The organism is Maricaulis salignorans (assembly GCF_900103475.1).
Classification (GTDB): domain Bacteria; phylum Pseudomonadota; class Alphaproteobacteria; order Caulobacterales; family Maricaulaceae; genus Maricaulis; species Maricaulis salignorans.
Genome location: NZ_FNHG01000007.1, coordinates 66,472 through 83,167, shown reverse-complemented (window position 1 = coordinate 83,167; position 16,696 = coordinate 66,472). Strand labels below are relative to the sequence as shown.

The window sequence follows — 16,696 nt, the reverse complement described above, 5'->3', positions numbered from 1 at the left end:
AAAGCCATCAAGTTTTCATCCCTGGAGCATTATCCAGCGCACGCAGGAATCGACAGAATTGAGTGCAGAATTGGTTGACTATCGTACCAATGTCTATGCAACTTTAAAAAATGCAGGACGCAGAGCCCATCCCATTCCGCAAGGACGGCCAAGAAGTTCAAGACTACCTCCGCAGTGAAAGCTACGACGGTGGCTTTGTCGTGACGGACTTGGAAGCAAGCGATCGGGTGATCGCCCGCGTCACCGACGGAATTTACCGCGAACCAGCAGCAGCATTTCGGGAACTAATTTCGAACGCTTGGGATGCAGACGCGTCGCGCGTTACTATCCACACGGACGCCCCTAGATTTTCCAGGGTTACGGTGAGTGACGACGGAAGGGGAATGTCCCTTCAGACCCTCACTCGGTTGATCAAGTCCATTGGTGGAAGTGCCAAACGGACACATGAGGGCAAGGAACTCGGCATCACCTCAAAAGCCGATGTCGGCCTCACGCCAAACGGACGACCAATTATAGGCAAAATCGGCGTTGGCATGTTCGCCGTTAGCCAACTCGCAAGGCAGTTCACAATCGCAACAAAGGTTGAGGGTGAATCTTACCGTACGATAGCCGAGATTCACCTTCGAACCTACGAAGAGGACAATAGCGCGCAGGGCGACTCAAGAGATGGCGAAGACTCGTTTCGATCGGGGAAGGTCTTCATAAAAACCGAACCCACGGAGGACACATATGCGCACGGGACCGACATAATTATTAGCTATGTCAAACCAAACGTACGAAAAATTCTCTCCTCGACCGACCGCTGGCGCCTCATCGACGAAAAAGACAAAGCTGCCCTTTCAAATGATTGGGACACCTTCGCCAGCATAAAAGAATCTGTCCCTGCTCACCATATTGGGCAATTCGTTGGCGCCACTCGCGAGGGAGAGATAAAGCGTGGGCCGTCGCTTCCATGGAGCAGCGACACGCCCGCCGATGAGCGGATGTCGCTTTTGATGGATGCTGTCGAAAGCCAAACAACCAGAGTTCAACGGCCAGATCTTTCATCCTCGCTGGACGCCTACCTCCACATGGTTTGGAACCTAGCGCTGTCGTCGCCAGTTCGCTACGTGGGACCGTCCCCATTCGAGCTCTCAGCGAAAGACTCGATCAAAGCCTTTTGGTTGCCACCAGATTCCAGCACTCCAGCCCAGGAGTTGGACTTGACCTCAGGCTGTACCGTCAGGGAGGCCGCCCGGGATCAAGTAGCTGGCGCCCCGCTGCTGATGGAGAACGAGCAAACGCCAGTCGGTAGCTTCGATGTGGATGTCGATGGAATTCTCCTCCGACGCCCGATTCGGTACCGCCACATTTCCACAGGCGAACGCGGGCTGCCCAACTCACTGTTGTTTGTTGGCAAATTCAAACCCGACCTATCAAAGGTTGACCCGACTATTCGGGGTGGCGATCTATCCTTTGACGGATATTTGTTTTGGAATGGGCGCGTAATTCCACGAGACAATAATGGCGTTTTAATCAGAATTCGTGGCGCAAGCTCCGCGTATTTTGATGAAAGCTTTTTGAACTACAAGATCTCTGAGACCACAAGATTACGGCAAATTGTGTCGGAGATTTTTGTTCATGATGGTGTCGATGCTGCGTTGAATATCGACCGAGAGTCCTTCAATTATGCCCACCCCCATATACAGTTCGTACAGAGTTGGCTTCACAGATCACTTAGAAAACTAACCAACAAGCATAAAGAAATTTCCAGGCGACTGCGGGATACGCGCAAGCTGCATTTTATAGAAAACAATGAAGATTTTATTGAATCAAGCCTAGAAGAGCTCTGGCAACGAGAGCGTGGAGACGAGCCACGACCAAGTATTGAAGTTTTTTCTGAATTTGCAGAGATAAATCGCTCCCGAGACGATGGCAATCTGACACTGGATGAATCGGAAATTTCCAAGTCAATTGGGGCTTCGACGCTTGACCCTGAAGTGAAGCGTCAAGCAACGGCCATATATGAAATCTTACTTGCTTTCGATTTATTGACTGAAAAGTCGTTTGACCAACATGCAGAAATTGTAGCGCAAATATTGAAGGTCGTCCGTTGAGCGACGTTCCTGATATCGACCTGGATGAAATCTATGGTCAACGTCCTGAAGACGTTCCCGCTGGCTCTCGGGATTTTGCACCATGGCACCTGCCTGTGAAGCAAATAGTCCGAGACTACCAGTGGGGCTCCGCACTCACGAGTCACCTAAAAAAGTACCCCTGCGCCAACCGCCGATTGAATTACCTCACGCTTCCGGGCCCAGATATGTGGGACGTGCGAGTATTGAGCGACATATGTGCAAAATTCACCATCGAGCTGGAATATCTTGGCTTTATCGGCACTGGCGAGGCCGAACCGAGGGGGAATGAGTTTTGGTTCCCCGCTGAGGCAGCGTTAAAGCAGGCCGATAGAGTATCCGATGCCAGCCAAATAACACCGGACCGCCTAGAACAAATTGCCGTCCCGTCGTCACAAGCCGCTCAGCTACTGAAAGGGTCTCGAAAATTCGATGTTGTGAATTTGGATTTCTGTGATCACTTGACCGGCAATGGAACCGTCGAGCGCCCAACAAATATGGCTTCGCTCAAAGCATTGATCACGCATCAACTGGGCGCCGCCCAACCCTGGTTGCTGTACCTTACCACCCGTGTCACTACGGACGGATTGGTTGGAGACATACAAGAAATCTGGAACGCAATTAAGGACAATTTAGCACGTCCCGAGAGCAACTTTGATGTAGAAATCTCGGCCGCTGTCGGGGCTGATTTTGGCGACTTTGAGGAGTGTGTGCGCAACATTCTGTCCGCGCCAGACGAACGTCTTGTACGCCTTTTTGCAGTCGGTGTTGGAAAGTTCTTGTTGGCCGTCTTGTCCCGGCAACCCAATTTTCCGGGATCCGTTGAGATGATCAGTTGCTATGCCTATCGCGTCGCCCACACGGAGCCAGATATGCTTGCCGTTGCCTTCCGATTGAACACGGGACCTCAAACACTCCTGGCCGAGCCGGCCTCAGCGCCTCTGGTCGAGGCCGCTGCGGCCGCGGCAGTCGCGAAGAAGGTCGAAGTGCGCTTCTGGGATATCGATCAAGCGATGGATAGTGACGAGAAGACCAGGGAGGCGGCAATCTCCGGAACGCGTAAACTGCTGCTAGCGAGCAACTATGACGTAGACGCTTGGCAGACGTGGGTAGACAGGCATGCCAGGCAGGGCCTGCGCGCCCGATAGACCAAGCTTAGTTTATTTTGATCGCGCACGGGCAGGGGCGCTGCGCCGAAACGCTAGACATCTTGTGTATAACACAGTATGTTCCCTATTTGTTCTATTGTTCACTTCAGCCACAGTATTTAGTGTGGGGCAACACTTGGGGACACAATATGTCGCGTCAAAGCCAATTCAATCTCTCCAACATGCTCAGCTCAGTCGAGCTCTGCGCCGGCGCCGGCGGCCAGGCGCTTGGCCTGGAGGGTGCGGGCTTTTCCCATGAGTGTGTCGCCGAGATTGATGCCGATGCCTGCCGCACGCTGCGGCACAACCGGCCGGAATGGAATGTCTGGGAAGGCGATATCCGCCAGTTTGACGTCAGCGCCTATAAAGGCGTTGACCTCGTGGCCGGCGGCCTGCCCTGCCCGCCCTTCTCCGTCGCCGGCAAACAGCTTGGTGAGCTCGATGAACGCAATCTCTTCCCCGCCGCCCTCGACATTATCGACGAGATCCGCCCTGGCGCCGTGATGATCGAAAATGTGCGCGGCTTTCTTAGCCCCGCATTCGAAGACTATCGCGCTCATCTGAAGGCTGAGCTCCGCAAGCTGGGCTACCACACTCAATGGAAATTGCTGAACGCGTCCGACTATGGCGTCCCGCAATTGCGCCCGCGCGTCATTATCGTCGCCATCAAAGACGCCTTCAAAGATGATTTCGCCTGGCCCGGCGCAAGCCCGGGCAAAGCCGCCACGGTTGGCGAGACCTTGCATGACCAAATGGCCGCGCGCGGCTGGCTTGGTGCCGATCTCTGGCGCGAGCGCGCCAATACCATCGCCCCGACCATTGTCGGCGGCTCCAAGAAGCATGGTGGCCCCGACCTCGGCCCGACCCGCGCCAAGGCCGCCTGGGCCGCGCTCGGCGTCAATGGCAAGACCATCGCCAACGAAGCGCCCGACCCGGACTTCGTGGGCATGCCGCGCCTCACCGTCCCAATGGTCGCCCGCATCCAGGGCTTCCCGGACGAGTGGGAGTTTACCGGCAAGAAGACGGCGGCCTACCGGCAGGTTGGGAATGCATTCCCGCCGCCGGTGGCGCAGGCCGTTGCAACCAAGCTGGCCACCGCGCTCCAATCCGCAAAACTGGTTTATCCCGTCAGGACGGTCGCTTAAAGGTTTGGTTAAGTCGGCCTGATATCTGTTTCCCGTGCAACCCCGGGGGGCGGAGAGATGCCAGACACTCCAATTTTTGAAATTCGGCGACGGATAGTGGCAGCTGCCGGTGGTGAGCAGGCCCTACTGTCTGAACTGCCGTTTTTGTTCAGACAGGCGATCGACGAGCTCATCGATGCGCCCCGCACACGCCGCCTTCGGTTTGCGGAGCTAGACCCAAACGAGAAAGCTGTTCTGGGCATTAAAGTCGAGGCGGCGTTGCGCCAATTGCTGAACTTCCCCCGCGGCAAGCTCGACTTCCGGATCGGCGCCCATGATGTCGATGTCAAATTCACCTCCCGCGAGAACTGGATGATTCCGCCCGAAGCCGTGGGCCATGCCTGCATCCTCTGCCAAGCCGATGTCGCCAAATCACTGTTCAGCTTTGGACTTGCAATGGCCGTGGACGGAAGCCTCAATCCTGGCAAGAACCGGGATGGAAAGAGAAGCTTCAGCAAAGCCAGCAAGGACAATATTCACTGGCTGGCCTACCAAGAGCCATTCCCGGTCAATATCTGGGAAACAGTCAACGCAAACGACGCGGAGCAGATATTCTTGCACGAAAGCGGGACCGAACGCGTGCTAGCCTTGTTCGAACTCTTCCTGGGCAAGCCCCTGCATCGCTCGGTAATCCAGACCGTAGGCCACCAGCTCGATCCCATGAAACGCATTAGGCGGAACGGCGGCGCACGCGATCAATTGCACCCGAGAGGCATCGTCGTATTGAGCGGGACCCAAGACGGCCCTCTCCTGCGCCACCTAGGCATCAAGCTTGGCCGGGAATACGTCATGGCCTTCCGACCGCGCGACCAGCGGGACCGTGAGATCATCCTCAAGAAAGAGCGTCATGCCTCAGGCTTTGTGAGCAATTGAAAGCGGGACACACGCAATTTCCCCCCAACCCCCATGCCAGCTAGCGGGCCGTATCAAAGCCGCGCCGTCAAGGCCGCCTTCGGCGCCGCGAAGCGGGCATGCGCCTTGACGGCGCGGCTTTGATACGGCGGAGTTCCAGGCAAGGGAATTATGGGCGGGTCTGGGCTGGGACCCTGCTCCCAAAAGCAACACCAAACAAAAAAAATCAATACCTTGTCATCCCCCTCTCCCCGTCCAGCCCTGTACTCCCCCGCATGGCCGGAACCCGCAGATCTCCTGAACGTGTTGCAAGCCTGGAAGCCCGGGCGCGGTCCATGCGCGCTGAGGGGTGTCGGATGGCGGAGATTTCTCGGGCGTTGTCGGTGCCGGTCTCGACGCTGTATCAATGGGCGGCGCGGGGGCATTGGCGGCAGGCGGATCTGATACAGGAGGTTTTGCCGGCCGCGCCGGAGATGGATGCCGGGCCGGCTGGCAACCCGATCGATGAGGATGGCGAACCGCCAACGGCCGTCGAGGCGGCCGAGGCGGCGCTGCACCCTCAGCCGGTCGGGCTGCCGGAAGCGGAAGCGGAGCAGTTGCGCGATGATCTTCGCCGCAAGCTATTCCCGCGAGATCGAGACCTGTCACAGCCCTGAACGCCGCGCCGGCGCCAGGCGCCCTATGTCGGCATTCGCCGGCTCCAGCCCCGCCTGGCCCTGGCACGCCCCCGGCATTGGTCCTGTGCGCATGATTTGGGCTGACCACATGAAAGTATGGACAAAATTCTGTCTCACACCGCTGTCGTGCGGAATTCTTCGCCCCAGATTAAGGCAAAAGTGGGCAAAATGTCGCGTTGTGGCCGCATTTTCTGCAAACTTCACCTCCATACGCTGTCGTTGATTTTGAGGATCAGGGGAAAATATCCGGTTTGCGCACGTATTCGACCAGTGAGTTCGAGATACGCATTGATAACGGTCTGCTGGAAATGCGGAGCGAGGGACCGCGCGTGTCGAAATCCGGCAGCGATGGTGAGCGCGCCTTCAACAGTCTTTTGCGTAGCGAATCTATCCGGCTCGCCGCCTTCGACATCCGCGCCGCCGACTTCAATTTCTCAAAGGTCGAGCTGGAAACCCGCATCCGCTACATTGGCCGCCAGTGCCGCGGCATGCCGCTGGCCTTCATCGGCCGCGGCGACCAGCAGGACCAGTTGCGCACCGCCCTGCAGGTGATCGACAAGATGGATGGTGTCGCCCGCGCCTTCCGCTCGCGCGAGCAGGCGCTCGCCTGGCTTCGCGCCCAGCGCCCCTGAGGCAAGCCTATTGCGGCCGGCCACCGGCCCGGGCGGCAATCAGGCCGGCCACCAGCGCTTCAATCATCACCGCACGCGCCGCACTGCCGGACGCCTCGAGCAGGTCCTGGCGGGTCTGGGGCGGCAAGGGTGCGAGCATGGCAATGCGGTCGACCAGGGCCTCGAAAGGCATGTGTTCAAGCCCGCTCCAGTCGAGCTGGATATTCTCGCCGGCCAGCCAGACGCCGAGCAGGCGGATCAGCCGCGAGCGGTCACCCTGCAGCGCCGGACGCGGTGCCAGGTCCTGGGCAAAACCGCTATAGTCGACCCGGCCGACCCGGTAGGGCCTAGCGGCCTGCGCCTCGGCATTGAGGGCAAAACGGCTGACCCCGGCGAGGGTCAGCAGATAGCGGCCATCACGGGTCTCGACGAAGGATTTGATACGCCCGGCCGTGCCAACCCGATGCAGGGCCGGCTGTCCGGGCGCGGGCGCGGCGGCATCGCCGGATTGCGGCTGGATAATGCCGATATGCCCACCCTCGCGGCGGGCATCATCGACCATGTTGAGATAGCGCGGCTCGAACACGTTCAGCGGCAGTAATTCCCCGGGCAGGAGGATACAGCCGGCGAGCGGGAAGAGCGGCAGGGAGGCGGGCAGTGTCTGTGTCTCGTTCATGTTCCAGAGATAGGAAGGCCGGGCGCCGCCGCCAAGGGTGTGGCCGGGGTTTCTGTGCCCCTGATGGCGCAGCCCCCGGACCGGCACGCCTCGCCGCCTGGGCTGAGGCATGCCGGTCGCAGGGGTGACGGGACAGGCGTGAGCGCTCCTCGCCCTAGACGGCGAGGAAGTCGCGCTTGCCGACCGGAACGCCGATACTGCGCAGCACCGCATAAACCATCGAGGCGTGGAACAGGACATTGGCGAGGACGTAATTCTGCACGAAGGCATGGCGCGGCAGGGTCATTTCCTTGCCGGGGCCGGCCGGGAAGGTGACCTCGCCCGAGGGCTCGGCATCAAGCGCGGCGGCCGGCAGGGCCCAGACGGCGGCGCGGGCGGCGGCCAGACGGGCACGCAGATCATCAAATGTGGCTTCGGTATCGGGGATGGAGACCGGATCCTGTCCGGCCAGGCGCGACAGGCCGCGGACAGAGAAATCGCTGACCAGCTGGACCTGGCGCTTGAGCGCAAACATGTCGGGCGTCAGGCGCCAGTCGAGATAAACCGCCTCATCGACCTTGTGCTCGGCGGCGTGGGCCGCGGCCTTGGCGAGAATACCGTCCAGCGCGCGATAGGTCTGGTCGAGCTGGGTTTTGGCAATGGATGACAATGGAATGGACATGATGACTTCCCCTTGATTGGAAGCCACCAGATGGGGCCGTTCGAGACAAAGGGCCAGAGGCGGGATGGTGAATACCTGCTATGGCCGGATCCGGGCCTGGCGGTCTGCGAACCGGCCATCACGGAAAGCCCGCAATGGCCGGTCTCGATCAGACCCGTTCATTCCAGTTGCAGACCGGGTCGCCACTGGCATTCCAGGTCGACAGCCGGGCCGAGAAATCCGCATCGGTGTCGAGCAGGATGTCGGATAACAGCGTGTCTTCACTGCCGCTGAGCGGCACATCGCCCTCCTGGACAATGTCGAAGCCACCGCCGCCCGTGCGCTGGGTGACAACCATGCGGTAATTGCTTCCCGCCTCACCCTCACCCCAGGCCGTGATCAACAGACCGTCCGGTGTCGCGGCCAGCTCGATATGGCAGGCTGAGTCCGCGTAACGGGCCGCATCGGCCGCCGAGTGGGCAAAGCCATCAGGCTCTCCAGGCTGGAGTGCCAGCAGGGCTGCGCCAGAGATTGCTGCGACATTGGCAGCCAGAATATTCATGCTCATGACAGTCTCCTTCTCGACTGCGGGGTTTCATGGGTGGCGGGCTGGCCGGAATGGCCGTTTGGGGAGGGCTGACCTGCCCTCCCCGAGCCTGCGTCCGGTGTTAGTGCTCGCCCTGGATGACCAGGGTGACATTGCCACTACCGGATTGGTTGACGTGGGCGTTCTGGCCATTGCCAACCTGGATGATGCCGACACCGTTATTGGAACCATACTGGTTCGTCGTCGCGGTGTTGTTGCGGCCCATCTGGGCGATGCCCGAAAGATTGCGATTGCCGGTCTGGACGCTGGTGCCGTAATTATTCCGGCCTTGCTGACCGATCACCGCATCATTGCTGCGGCCGAACTGGTCGACATGGGCCTGGTTATAGCGACCGGACTGACCGACCGTGGTGCCGTTGCGGGCGCCGTCCTGGATCACGGTGACATATTGACGATCGCCGCGCTGATTGATCACCATCGACTGGCGGTGGCCATTCTGGCGACCGGCGATGTCGTTATTATAGCCTTGCTGGCTGATGGCGACGCGATTGCGTGATTGTGCTTCAGCAGCACCAACCGTACCGAGGACAGAAACAGCGACGAGGGCGCTGGCGAGGAAAAGACGAATTTTCATGGCTTAACTCCATTTGGTGTGGCCCGACGCCCAATGCATCGAAGACTGATGCTGTTCTAGTTGAAGCCATGTGAGCCGATCCTGAGGGCGCCATTCAGAAAGCCGACAGGTCGATGAATGCCAGATGTCCGCGTCTAAACTATTGAAAAACAAGTCCTGCCCTGCGCGGGCTCGCGAGCAATATGGGGGCATGGACCATCCCGGCGATACGGGTCCCGCTCAAGCCGGGCGGATCGGCGACGCCAAACCGGGGCCGATTCGGGACTGTTCGGCTGAAACCGCAGAATCGCGGCGGCACGGCCAGGCAAACGGCGTCAGCCAGACGACGTCAGGCGGGCGGTATCAGGCGGGCGGTATCAGGCGGGGAGTGTCTGGCAGCAAGTGCCGGGGACGAGGCTGGCGGGTCAGGGCCGCGGTGCGGCGCGGCCGGTAACCAGCCTTGCAGTCGGCTCCAGCACGACACTCGCCGCGGCAGTGACGCCCGCACTCAGCCAGGTCAGCTCGGCGAAGCCAAGCGATTTGAGAACTTTCACGATCCGGCTGCGATAGCTCGACCGTTCCGGATCACCGGACATGTCAGCTTCCACGCTGATGCCATCACCATCATCCTGGACGAGGATGGTGACCAGGCGCTCGCCGCGCTGAAACTCGATACTGGCACAGCGTGAGGCAAAGCCCGGCTCGGCCAGGCGCTGCGCGAGCTTGCGCCGCCAATTGCCGGTTGCCAGACCCTGGGCCTTCTCCGCAGCGGAAAAGCCGAGATTGCCAAATTCGATGGCATTGGCGAGCAGGACATAGAGCCCGACCGCCATTTCACAGGCGCGTGGCAGTGTGGCGGCGAGGAAATTGGCCAGCCGGCTTGCCTCGGCCATGGTCCGGACGCTGAATGTGGCATTGTGCAGGGTCATGACCGGCTCAAGCGCCGCCGCCGGCGAGATCTCGAACTCGCGATAGGCGAGCAGACCTTCAATCACCGTCGCAAGCGGGCCGGCATCAATATCACCGGGCAGGTAGAGATCGGCCGCCCCGGCCCGCCGGGAACCACTCGTCACCAGGACGATTTTTTGTGCTGTGGCCGCGTGGTCCCGCGCGGTTTCCACGAGGGCGGCATTGGCATCATCGACCAGCATCACGGCGACAGGACCATCGGGTACCGATTGAGGCCCCAGATACACCGTGACATCCATGCCCTCCGCCAGGACCCTCGACAGGGTCCGCAAGCGCGGGCTGTCATTCATGCACAGCCAGAGCCGTTGCGGGGTGGTGGTAGAGGTTGAAGCGCTCATGCCTGATCCGAAACCGGGACGTTTGATGCAATCCCTGACGCCGGAAGCTTTGCAGCAATGTCTTAATAACCAATATCGTTAAGCATGCCGGGCCCGCATGGCCCGTTGAGCCCGCGCGCCAGGGCCCCGAGCCCCGGGCAAAGAAAAACCCCGGATCGCTCCGGGGTCTTGTTCTGTCGCGTCGTCCTGGCGATGCCGCCGGTCAGGCGTCACGCCCCGCCACAACACCGGCCGAACGCTCTGTGCGGGTCGGGAAGCGGTAGAAGATGTGCGTACCGATCCGGCGGGTCCGCACCAGCGTATCGCTCCAGTGCGGGTCAACAGCGACTGTGTGGTAATGGGTGGCCCGGCGGGTCACATCACGGCCGAAGCCCATGAAGGCATGTTGCGCGATCAGTTCGGCCCGGCGCCAGGCACGGCCGCGCGGGGTGCGCATGGCGGACCCGTCACAGGTGAAGGAGAACTGGCACCCCGTGCTACGCTCGGAACCTTGATAGACAACGCCGCAAATCGTGTCCGGATAGGCCGAATGGCGAACCCGGTTCATGATCACCTGGGCGACGGCGAGCTGGCCGACAAAGGCCTCGCTGCGTGATTCGTAATAGATCGCCTGGGAGAGGCAATTCAGCTCGGCGGTGAAATCGGCGGCCATCGAGAAATGCGTGCTGTCGAACGTGCGCAAATCATCGATCGGGCGCTCGGTCAGGACGGCACCGCGGACGCGATCGGCTTCAAGCGAAAGTGCGGCGATCTGCAGGGTACGCGGCGCGTCCCAGGCGGTCTCGACATCGCCGGCATGCAGGTAGCGCTGGGCCAGGGACTGCCAGAGAACGGTCTCGTCCTGCTCGCGGGCCCGTTGGGAAGCGGCGTTCAGCGCCAGTACGGTCAGCAGGCACAACAGGACGAACGCCACCGTATAAAAGGCGGTCGCGACCTGCTCTTGCTGTCTACGTACTGCGTCCGAACTCATTCGCACTCCTGGTTTCTACCCCGGTCGAATCAATGCGCTGCAATGACCGTACCACGCAAAAGCTAACCCGCCTTTGCTTGAAAATTAGCGCTGTCCTCTATGAGAACAGACCGATCTGGTCAAGCACGCGGCACGATTACAAATAAGAAATGACTCTCCCCGAACAAGAGAAGAGCCATTTCACGCACGAAGTTCAACAGGTTATCATTTCCGTCGCAAATTAGCCTGGGCCGCGGCCAGGCGCGCAATCGGCACGCGATAGGGCGAACAGGACACATAATCGAGTCCGACGTCCTCACAGAAATCGATCGATGCCGGATCACCGCCATGTTCGCCGCATATCCCGAGTTTCAATTCGGGGCGGGTCGCACGGCCGCGTTCCACGGCGATACGGACCAGATCGCCAACGCCGTCACGATCAATCGTCACGAAGGGATCCTTTTCCAGAATCCCCGCTTCGAGATAATCGCCGAGGAATTTGCCGGCATCATCGCGTGACAGGCCAAATGTGGTCTGGGTCAGATCATTGGTACCGAAGGAGAAGAATTCGGCATCCTTGGCGATCTCGCCCGACATCAGGCAGGCGCGCGGCAATTCGATCATGGTGCCGATCAGGTATTTCGGCTTGGCACCGGTCTCCTCGGCGACGGCCTGGGCCACCCCGGCGACCCGCGCCTTGAGAATGGACAATTCGGCGACGGTGGCGACCAGCGGGATCATCACCTCGGCGAGGGGCTGGAAACCGGTTTCCTTCTCGACCGCAATCTGGGCCTCGAAAATGGCCCGCGCCTGCATCTCGTAGATTTCCGGGAAGGTGATGCCGAGACGGCAGCCGCGATGGCCGAGCATGGGATTGCTCTCGGCCAGATCGCGCGCCCGCGCCATCAATTGCTCTGCCGGCAGGCCGGTCGCCGTGGCGACGTCCATGACGTCTTCTTCCGTGTGCGGCAGGAATTCGTGCAGCGGCGGATCGAGCAGGCGGATGGTGCAGGGCAGCTCGCCCATGATGCGGAAGATCTGCGCGAAATCATCACGCTGCATCGGCAGGATCTTGTCGAGCGCGGTGACGCGGCCATCCTGGTCATTCGACAGGATCATTTCGCGCACGGCGGCGATGCGGTCGGCATCGAAGAACATGTGCTCGGTCCGGCACAGGCCGATGCCTTCGGCGCCGAACTCGACGGCGGTCTGGCAATCCTGCGGCGTTTCCGCATTGGCGCGCACCTTCATGCGGCGCGTCTTGTCAGCCCAGCCCATCAGGATGGCGAATTCGCCGGTCAGTTCCGGCTTGATCATCTTGGCTTCGCCATAGAGGACCTGGCCGTTGGAGCCGTCAATCGTCACCATTTCACCGTCATGCACGGTGCGGCGGCCAACCATGAAGAGCTTCTTGGCGTAATCGATCTTGATCTGGCCGGCACCGGAGACACACGGCCGGCCCATGCCGCGCGCGACGACCGCAGCGTGGCTGGTCATGCCGCCACGGGCCGTGACGATGCCTTCAGCGGCATGCATGCCGTGAATATCTTCCGGCGAGGTCTCGATGCGCACGAGGATGACTTTCTCGCCCGCCTTGGCGCGCTCTTCGGCCTCGTCGGAATCGAACACGACGCGCCCGGTCGCCGCGCCCGGAGAGGCCGGCAGGCCGGTGGTCAGCACATCGCGCTCGGCTTTCGGATCGAGCGTCGGATGCAGCAATTGGTCGAGATGCGACGGATCGATCCGCATCACCGCTTCTTCTTCGGTGATCAGGCCTTCCTGGGCCATGTCGGTGGCGATGCGCAGGGCCGCCTTGGCCGTGCGCTTGCCGGTACGCGTCTGCAGCATCCAGAGCCGGCCGCGTTCGACCGTGAACTCGATATCCTGCATGTCGCGATAATGGCGCTCCAGCTTGTCGAAGGCTGCCGACAGCTCGGCATAGCTTTCCGGCATCGCCGCTTCCATCGAGGGCGAGTGATCACCCATGCGCTCGCGCATCGCCTCGGTCAGGCATTGCGGCGTGCGGATGCCGGCCACGACATCCTCGCCCTGGGCATTGACGAGGAATTCGCCGTAATAGCCGCTATCACCGGTCGACGGGTCGCGCGTGAAGGCCACGCCGGTCGCCGAGGTCTCGCCCATATTGCCGAACACCATGGCCTGGACATTGACCGCCGTGCCCCAGCTGGCGGGGATGTCGTGCAGGCGGCGATAGGTCTTGGCGCGCTCGGTCATCCAGCTCATGAAGACAGCGCCGATCGCGCCCCAGAGCTGTTCGCGCGGATCGGTCGGGAAAGGCCGGCCGAGCGCGGTGGCGGCGGCGGTCTTGTAGCGGCTGACGATTTGCTCCCAGTCATCGGCACTCAGATCGGTGTCGAGGGAATAGTCATTCTCGTCCTTGAAGCCGTCGAGAATGTCTTCGAAAATCGCGTGATCGACGCCCAGCACGACGTCGGAATACATCTGGATGAAGCGGCGATAGCTGTCATAGGCAAAGCGGCGATCGCCCGACAATTCGGCCAGACCCGCGGCGGTTTCGTCATTGAGGCCGAGATTGAGCACGGTATCCATCATGCCCGGCATCGAGGCGCGGCCACCGGAACGCACCGAGACCAGCAGCGGATTGGCCGGATCACCGAGCACCTTGCCGGCTGTCGCTTCCAGCTTGGCCAGGGCGGTTTCGACCTGTTCATTGAGGTCGGCCGGGAATTGGCGCTTGTTCTCGTAGAAAGCCGTGCAGACCTGGGTTGTCAGGGTGAAGCCTGGCGGGACCGGCAGGCCGAGCGTCGCCATTTCGGCCAGATTGGCGCCCTTGCCACCGAGCAGCTCGCGCATCCCTGCCTCGCCCTCCGAATAGCCGGCACCGAACGCGTAAACCCACTTATTGCCTGCAGTCATGACTTCAATCCCTGTTCAAGCATCGTCATCAACCATCAATCCGATTGAAATCCGCCACGGCACAGATCGCCGCCCGGATATCGGACAATAAAAGGAGTCTGTTGCGGCGCAATGCAGGCTCGTCTGCATTGACCGTGACAGTCTCGAAAAACGCGTCGATTGGCGCACGTAGAAGCGCGAGCGCGGCCATGGCGGCGGTGAAGTCTTCGGCGGCGAGTGCGGCATCGGCCTTGGGACGCGCCGCCTCGAGCGCCGCGATCAGCGCCTGTTCGGGCGCCTCCGGTGCACCAGCGAGATAGGCCGCATCGGGCGCACCGTCAAAGGTCTCGCCGGACTTCTTCTCCTCAGACTTGAGAATATTCGCCGCCCGGTTGAAGCCGGCCAGCAGCGCCGCGCCGTCATCGGTATCGAGGAAGGCCTGTAGCGCGCGCGCCTTGTTGGTGACGCGGACGAGATCGTCATCGCCGAGCGCGAACACGGCGTCGAGGACGTCATGGCGGATGCCCTCATCGCGGAGATGGACTTTGAGGCGGTCTGCGAAGAAGGCGAGGAGGTCGGCGATAATTTCGTCACATGACGGGCGGTCGGCAAGACAGGCAGCCGTCCAATCCTCCTTGAAAATTTGGTGCCCCTCCATCAGCCCCCCTTGAAATCGGCCCATCCGCCGGTGGGAGGAGGAATCCATTTGGCCTTCGGCAGCAATGGGTTCGCCAAGCTCCCTTCCGTCAGGGACGTGCTTACAACGGTCGTGGAACCGCCAATTTTTGCCGGGCTCGTCGAAATTCGGGCGCACCAGCTCCCAAACAGCCTGTTTGATTTCAGGAGCCAGCGGCATTCGTGCTTTACCGCCAAGCAATATCCGAATTACCCCCAGCGCCGCCCGCCTCAGCGCAAACGGATCTTTCGAGCCGGTCGGCTTCTCATCAATCGCCCAGAAGCCAACCAGCGTATCGAGCTTGTCCGCCAGTGCGACGGCGATGGTCACCGGCGCAGTCGGCACATCGTCGGTCGGGCCCTGCGGTTTGTAGTGGTCCCGACAGGCATCGGCGACGGCGTAGGCATCGGCTTCGCAGAGCGTGGCCCAATCAAGCCCCCCCTTCGAGCCGGGCCCTGCCCGGCCCACTTCCCCCGCAAGCGGGGGAAGACGAGGCGCATCGCCATTTTGTCCTCCCCCATTCATGGGGGAGGTGGCCCCGGAGGGGCCGGAGGGGGCCTGGGCCGCGCGCCATTGATCGAGCGCGTAATAGCGCCCCATCGCGCCTTGCAGCTCAGGGAATTCATAGACCATTTCGGAGACCAGATCGGCCTTGGCCAGGCGGGCGGCCTTTTCAGCCAGGTCCGGATCAGCGCCGACGATTGGCGCCAGTTCGCGCGCCAGGGCGGCGACCCGTTCGACCTTGTCGGCGACGGAGCCGAGCTTTTCGTGGAAGGTGACCTTGCCGAGCTCTTTCACCATCTCGTCGAGCGGCGTCTTGCGGTCATTATCCCAGAAATGCCGCGCATCAGAGAGCCTTGCCGAGAGCACGCGGGCATTGCCGGCCGCGATGGCCTTGCCGCCATCGGGGGCGGCCTGGTTGGCGACGACCACGAAATGCGCCGCCAGGCCCTCTTCGCCCGGCTTGCGCACGGCGAAGTATTTCTGGTGCGTCTTCATCGTCAGGGTGATGACTTCCGGCGGCAGATCGAGAAAATCGGGATCCATCTTGCCCAGAAGCGGCACCGGCCATTCGGCCAGACCTGCGACTTCGTGGAGCAGGCCGGCATCCTCGACCAGTTCCAGACCGGCGTCCTGGCAGACCTTGCGCGCACCCTCGAGAATGATCGCCTCGCGCGCCTCGCGCTGCTGCACGACATGGCCCTGTTCGCGCAGGACCTGGGTGTAGTGCGCGAAATCACGGATCTCGAACGGGCCCGGCCCGTGGCGGCGATGGCCTTCGGTGATGTTTGAGGCGACAATGCCGAACACCTCAAACGGCACGACAGCGCCATCAAACAGGCAGAGCAGACGATGCACCGGGCGCACCCAGCGCTGCAGTTTCTCGCCCTCGCCGAACTTCATCGATTTGGGCCAGGGGAATTCCTTCATCACCGCCGGAATGGCTTCGGCGACAACATCGACTGTCGCGCGGCCCGGCTTTTCAATGATGGCGACCCAGAACTGGCCCTTCTTGTCGTCGCGCGTCTCGCAGCCGTCCAGACTGTCCAGCCCGGCACCGCGCAGGAAGCCCTGAACGGCCTTCTCCGGCGCATCGGTGCGCGGCCCCTTGCGCTCTTCGCGGACATCCTCGGTCTTGAGCGGCAGGCCGGTAATGGCCAGGCCGAGACGGCGCGGACCGGCAAATGTGGTCAGTGTCTTCCAGCCCAGCCCGGCGGCCTTGAGCCGGTCGCCCAGCAGGCGCGCCAGATCAGCCTCGGCACGCGCCTGCATGCGGGCGGGGATTTCTTCGCAGAAGATTTCAAACAGGAGTTCAGACATCAAA

At 61.2% G+C, this 16,696-nt stretch carries 14 protein-coding genes; 6 read left to right on the top strand and 8 right to left on the bottom strand.

Annotated elements, in window-relative coordinates:
- The first annotated feature begins 110 nt into the window (after positions 1-110).
- The 6 genes from BLT42_RS07585 (at position 111) to BLT42_RS07560 (ending at position 6,607) form a co-directional block, all read left to right on the top strand.
- On the top strand, positions 111-2,096 hold the full coding sequence (locus tag BLT42_RS07585) for an ATP-binding protein (protein WP_091769276.1): 1,986 nt from the start codon (positions 111-113) through the stop codon (positions 2,094-2,096).
- Positions 2,093-3,262: a PP_RS20740 family protein gene (locus tag BLT42_RS07580; RefSeq protein WP_143024079.1), complete on the top strand. Its 1,170-nt coding sequence runs from the start codon at positions 2,093-2,095 to the stop codon at positions 3,260-3,262. Before BLT42_RS07585 ends, BLT42_RS07580 begins: the two co-directional genes overlap by 4 nt.
- 182 nt (positions 3,263-3,444) lie before the next feature.
- Positions 3,445-4,407, top strand: a complete 963-nt coding sequence (locus BLT42_RS07575) for a DNA cytosine methyltransferase (RefSeq protein WP_091769393.1) — start codon at positions 3,445-3,447, stop codon at positions 4,405-4,407.
- 57 nt (positions 4,408-4,464) lie between these two features.
- Positions 4,465-5,319: a NaeI family type II restriction endonuclease gene (locus BLT42_RS07570; RefSeq protein WP_091769270.1), complete on the top strand. Its 855-nt coding sequence runs from the start codon at positions 4,465-4,467 to the stop codon at positions 5,317-5,319.
- A 335-nt stretch (positions 5,320-5,654) separates the two neighbouring features.
- Entirely contained in the window at positions 5,655-5,954 is a 300-nt protein-coding gene (locus BLT42_RS07565) for a hypothetical protein (protein WP_143024078.1), read from the top strand.
- 272 nt (positions 5,955-6,226) lie between these two features.
- Positions 6,227-6,607, top strand: coding sequence for a hypothetical protein (locus tag BLT42_RS07560; RefSeq protein ID WP_091769265.1), 381 nt, complete (start codon positions 6,227-6,229; stop codon positions 6,605-6,607).
- Between the two features lie 7 nt (positions 6,608-6,614).
- Here BLT42_RS07560 and BLT42_RS07555 read toward each other — a convergent pair whose 3' ends face one another.
- From BLT42_RS07555 to glyS, 8 genes are all read right to left on the bottom strand, one after another.
- A complete protein-coding gene (locus BLT42_RS07555; RefSeq protein ID WP_176780293.1) occupies positions 6,615-7,262 on the bottom strand; it encodes an LON peptidase substrate-binding domain-containing protein in 648 nt (215 codons plus the stop codon).
- Between the two features lie 154 nt (positions 7,263-7,416).
- Positions 7,417-7,923, bottom strand: a complete 507-nt coding sequence (locus BLT42_RS07550) for a DUF1993 family protein (protein ID WP_091769259.1) — start codon at positions 7,921-7,923, stop codon at positions 7,417-7,419.
- 148 nt (positions 7,924-8,071) lie between these two features.
- Complete coding sequence (gene csgH, locus BLT42_RS07545; protein ID WP_091769256.1) at positions 8,072-8,470, bottom strand: curli-like amyloid fiber formation chaperone CsgH; 399 nt, start codon at positions 8,468-8,470, stop codon at positions 8,072-8,074.
- A gap of 100 nt (positions 8,471-8,570) precedes the next feature.
- Positions 8,571-9,083 carry a curlin-associated protein gene (locus tag BLT42_RS07540; protein WP_091769253.1) on the bottom strand — a complete coding sequence of 171 codons (513 nt, stop codon included), beginning with the start codon at positions 9,081-9,083 and terminating at the stop codon, positions 8,571-8,573.
- 404 nt (positions 9,084-9,487) lie between these two features.
- Positions 9,488-10,369: a hypothetical protein gene (locus BLT42_RS07535; RefSeq protein WP_091769250.1), complete on the bottom strand. Its 882-nt coding sequence runs from the start codon at positions 10,367-10,369 to the stop codon at positions 9,488-9,490.
- Between the two features lie 202 nt (positions 10,370-10,571).
- The gene (locus tag BLT42_RS07530) at positions 10,572-11,339 is read right to left on the bottom strand and encodes a cell wall hydrolase (protein WP_091769247.1); all 768 of its coding nucleotides are present in this window, start codon (positions 11,337-11,339) and stop codon (positions 10,572-10,574) included.
- A gap of 204 nt (positions 11,340-11,543) precedes the next feature.
- Positions 11,544-14,216: a pyruvate, phosphate dikinase gene (ppdK, locus tag BLT42_RS07525; RefSeq protein WP_091769244.1), complete on the bottom strand. Its 2,673-nt coding sequence runs from the start codon at positions 14,214-14,216 to the stop codon at positions 11,544-11,546.
- Positions 14,217-14,244: 28 nt separating this feature from the next.
- A complete protein-coding gene (gene glyS / locus BLT42_RS15225) occupies positions 14,245-16,692 on the bottom strand; it encodes a glycine--tRNA ligase subunit beta (RefSeq protein WP_091769242.1) in 2,448 nt (815 codons plus the stop codon).
- Positions 16,693-16,696: the final 4 nt, after the last annotated feature.

Excerpts from the sequence above, each read along its gene's own strand:
- BLT42_RS07585 (WP_091769276.1), top strand. The coding sequence starts at position 111 with ATGCAGGACGCAGAGCCCATCCCATTCCGCAAGGACGGCCAAGAAGTT.
- BLT42_RS07575 (WP_091769393.1), top strand. The coding sequence starts at position 3,445 with ATGCTCAGCTCAGTCGAGCTCTGCGCCGGCGCCGGCGGCCAGGCGCTT.
- BLT42_RS07570 (WP_091769270.1), top strand. The coding sequence starts at position 4,465 with ATGCCAGACACTCCAATTTTTGAAATTCGGCGACGGATAGTGGCAGCT.
- BLT42_RS07565 (WP_143024078.1), top strand. The coding sequence starts at position 5,655 with ATGGCGGAGATTTCTCGGGCGTTGTCGGTGCCGGTCTCGACGCTGTAT.
- BLT42_RS07555 (WP_176780293.1), bottom strand. The coding sequence starts at position 7,262 with ATGAACGAGACACAGACACTGCCCGCCTCCCTGCCGCTCTTCCCGCTC.
- BLT42_RS07550 (WP_091769259.1), bottom strand. The coding sequence starts at position 7,923 with ATGTCCATTCCATTGTCATCCATTGCCAAAACCCAGCTCGACCAGACC.
- csgH (WP_091769256.1), bottom strand. The coding sequence starts at position 8,470 with ATGAGCATGAATATTCTGGCTGCCAATGTCGCAGCAATCTCTGGCGCA.
- BLT42_RS07540 (WP_091769253.1), bottom strand. The coding sequence starts at position 9,083 with ATGAAAATTCGTCTTTTCCTCGCCAGCGCCCTCGTCGCTGTTTCTGTC.
- BLT42_RS07535 (WP_091769250.1), bottom strand. The coding sequence starts at position 10,369 with ATGAGCGCTTCAACCTCTACCACCACCCCGCAACGGCTCTGGCTGTGC.
- BLT42_RS07530 (WP_091769247.1), bottom strand. The coding sequence starts at position 11,339 with ATGAGTTCGGACGCAGTACGTAGACAGCAAGAGCAGGTCGCGACCGCC.
- ppdK (WP_091769244.1), bottom strand. The coding sequence starts at position 14,216 with ATGACTGCAGGCAATAAGTGGGTTTACGCGTTCGGTGCCGGCTATTCG.
- glyS (WP_091769242.1), bottom strand. The coding sequence starts at position 16,692 with ATGTCTGAACTCCTGTTTGAAATCTTCTGCGAAGAAATCCCCGCCCGC.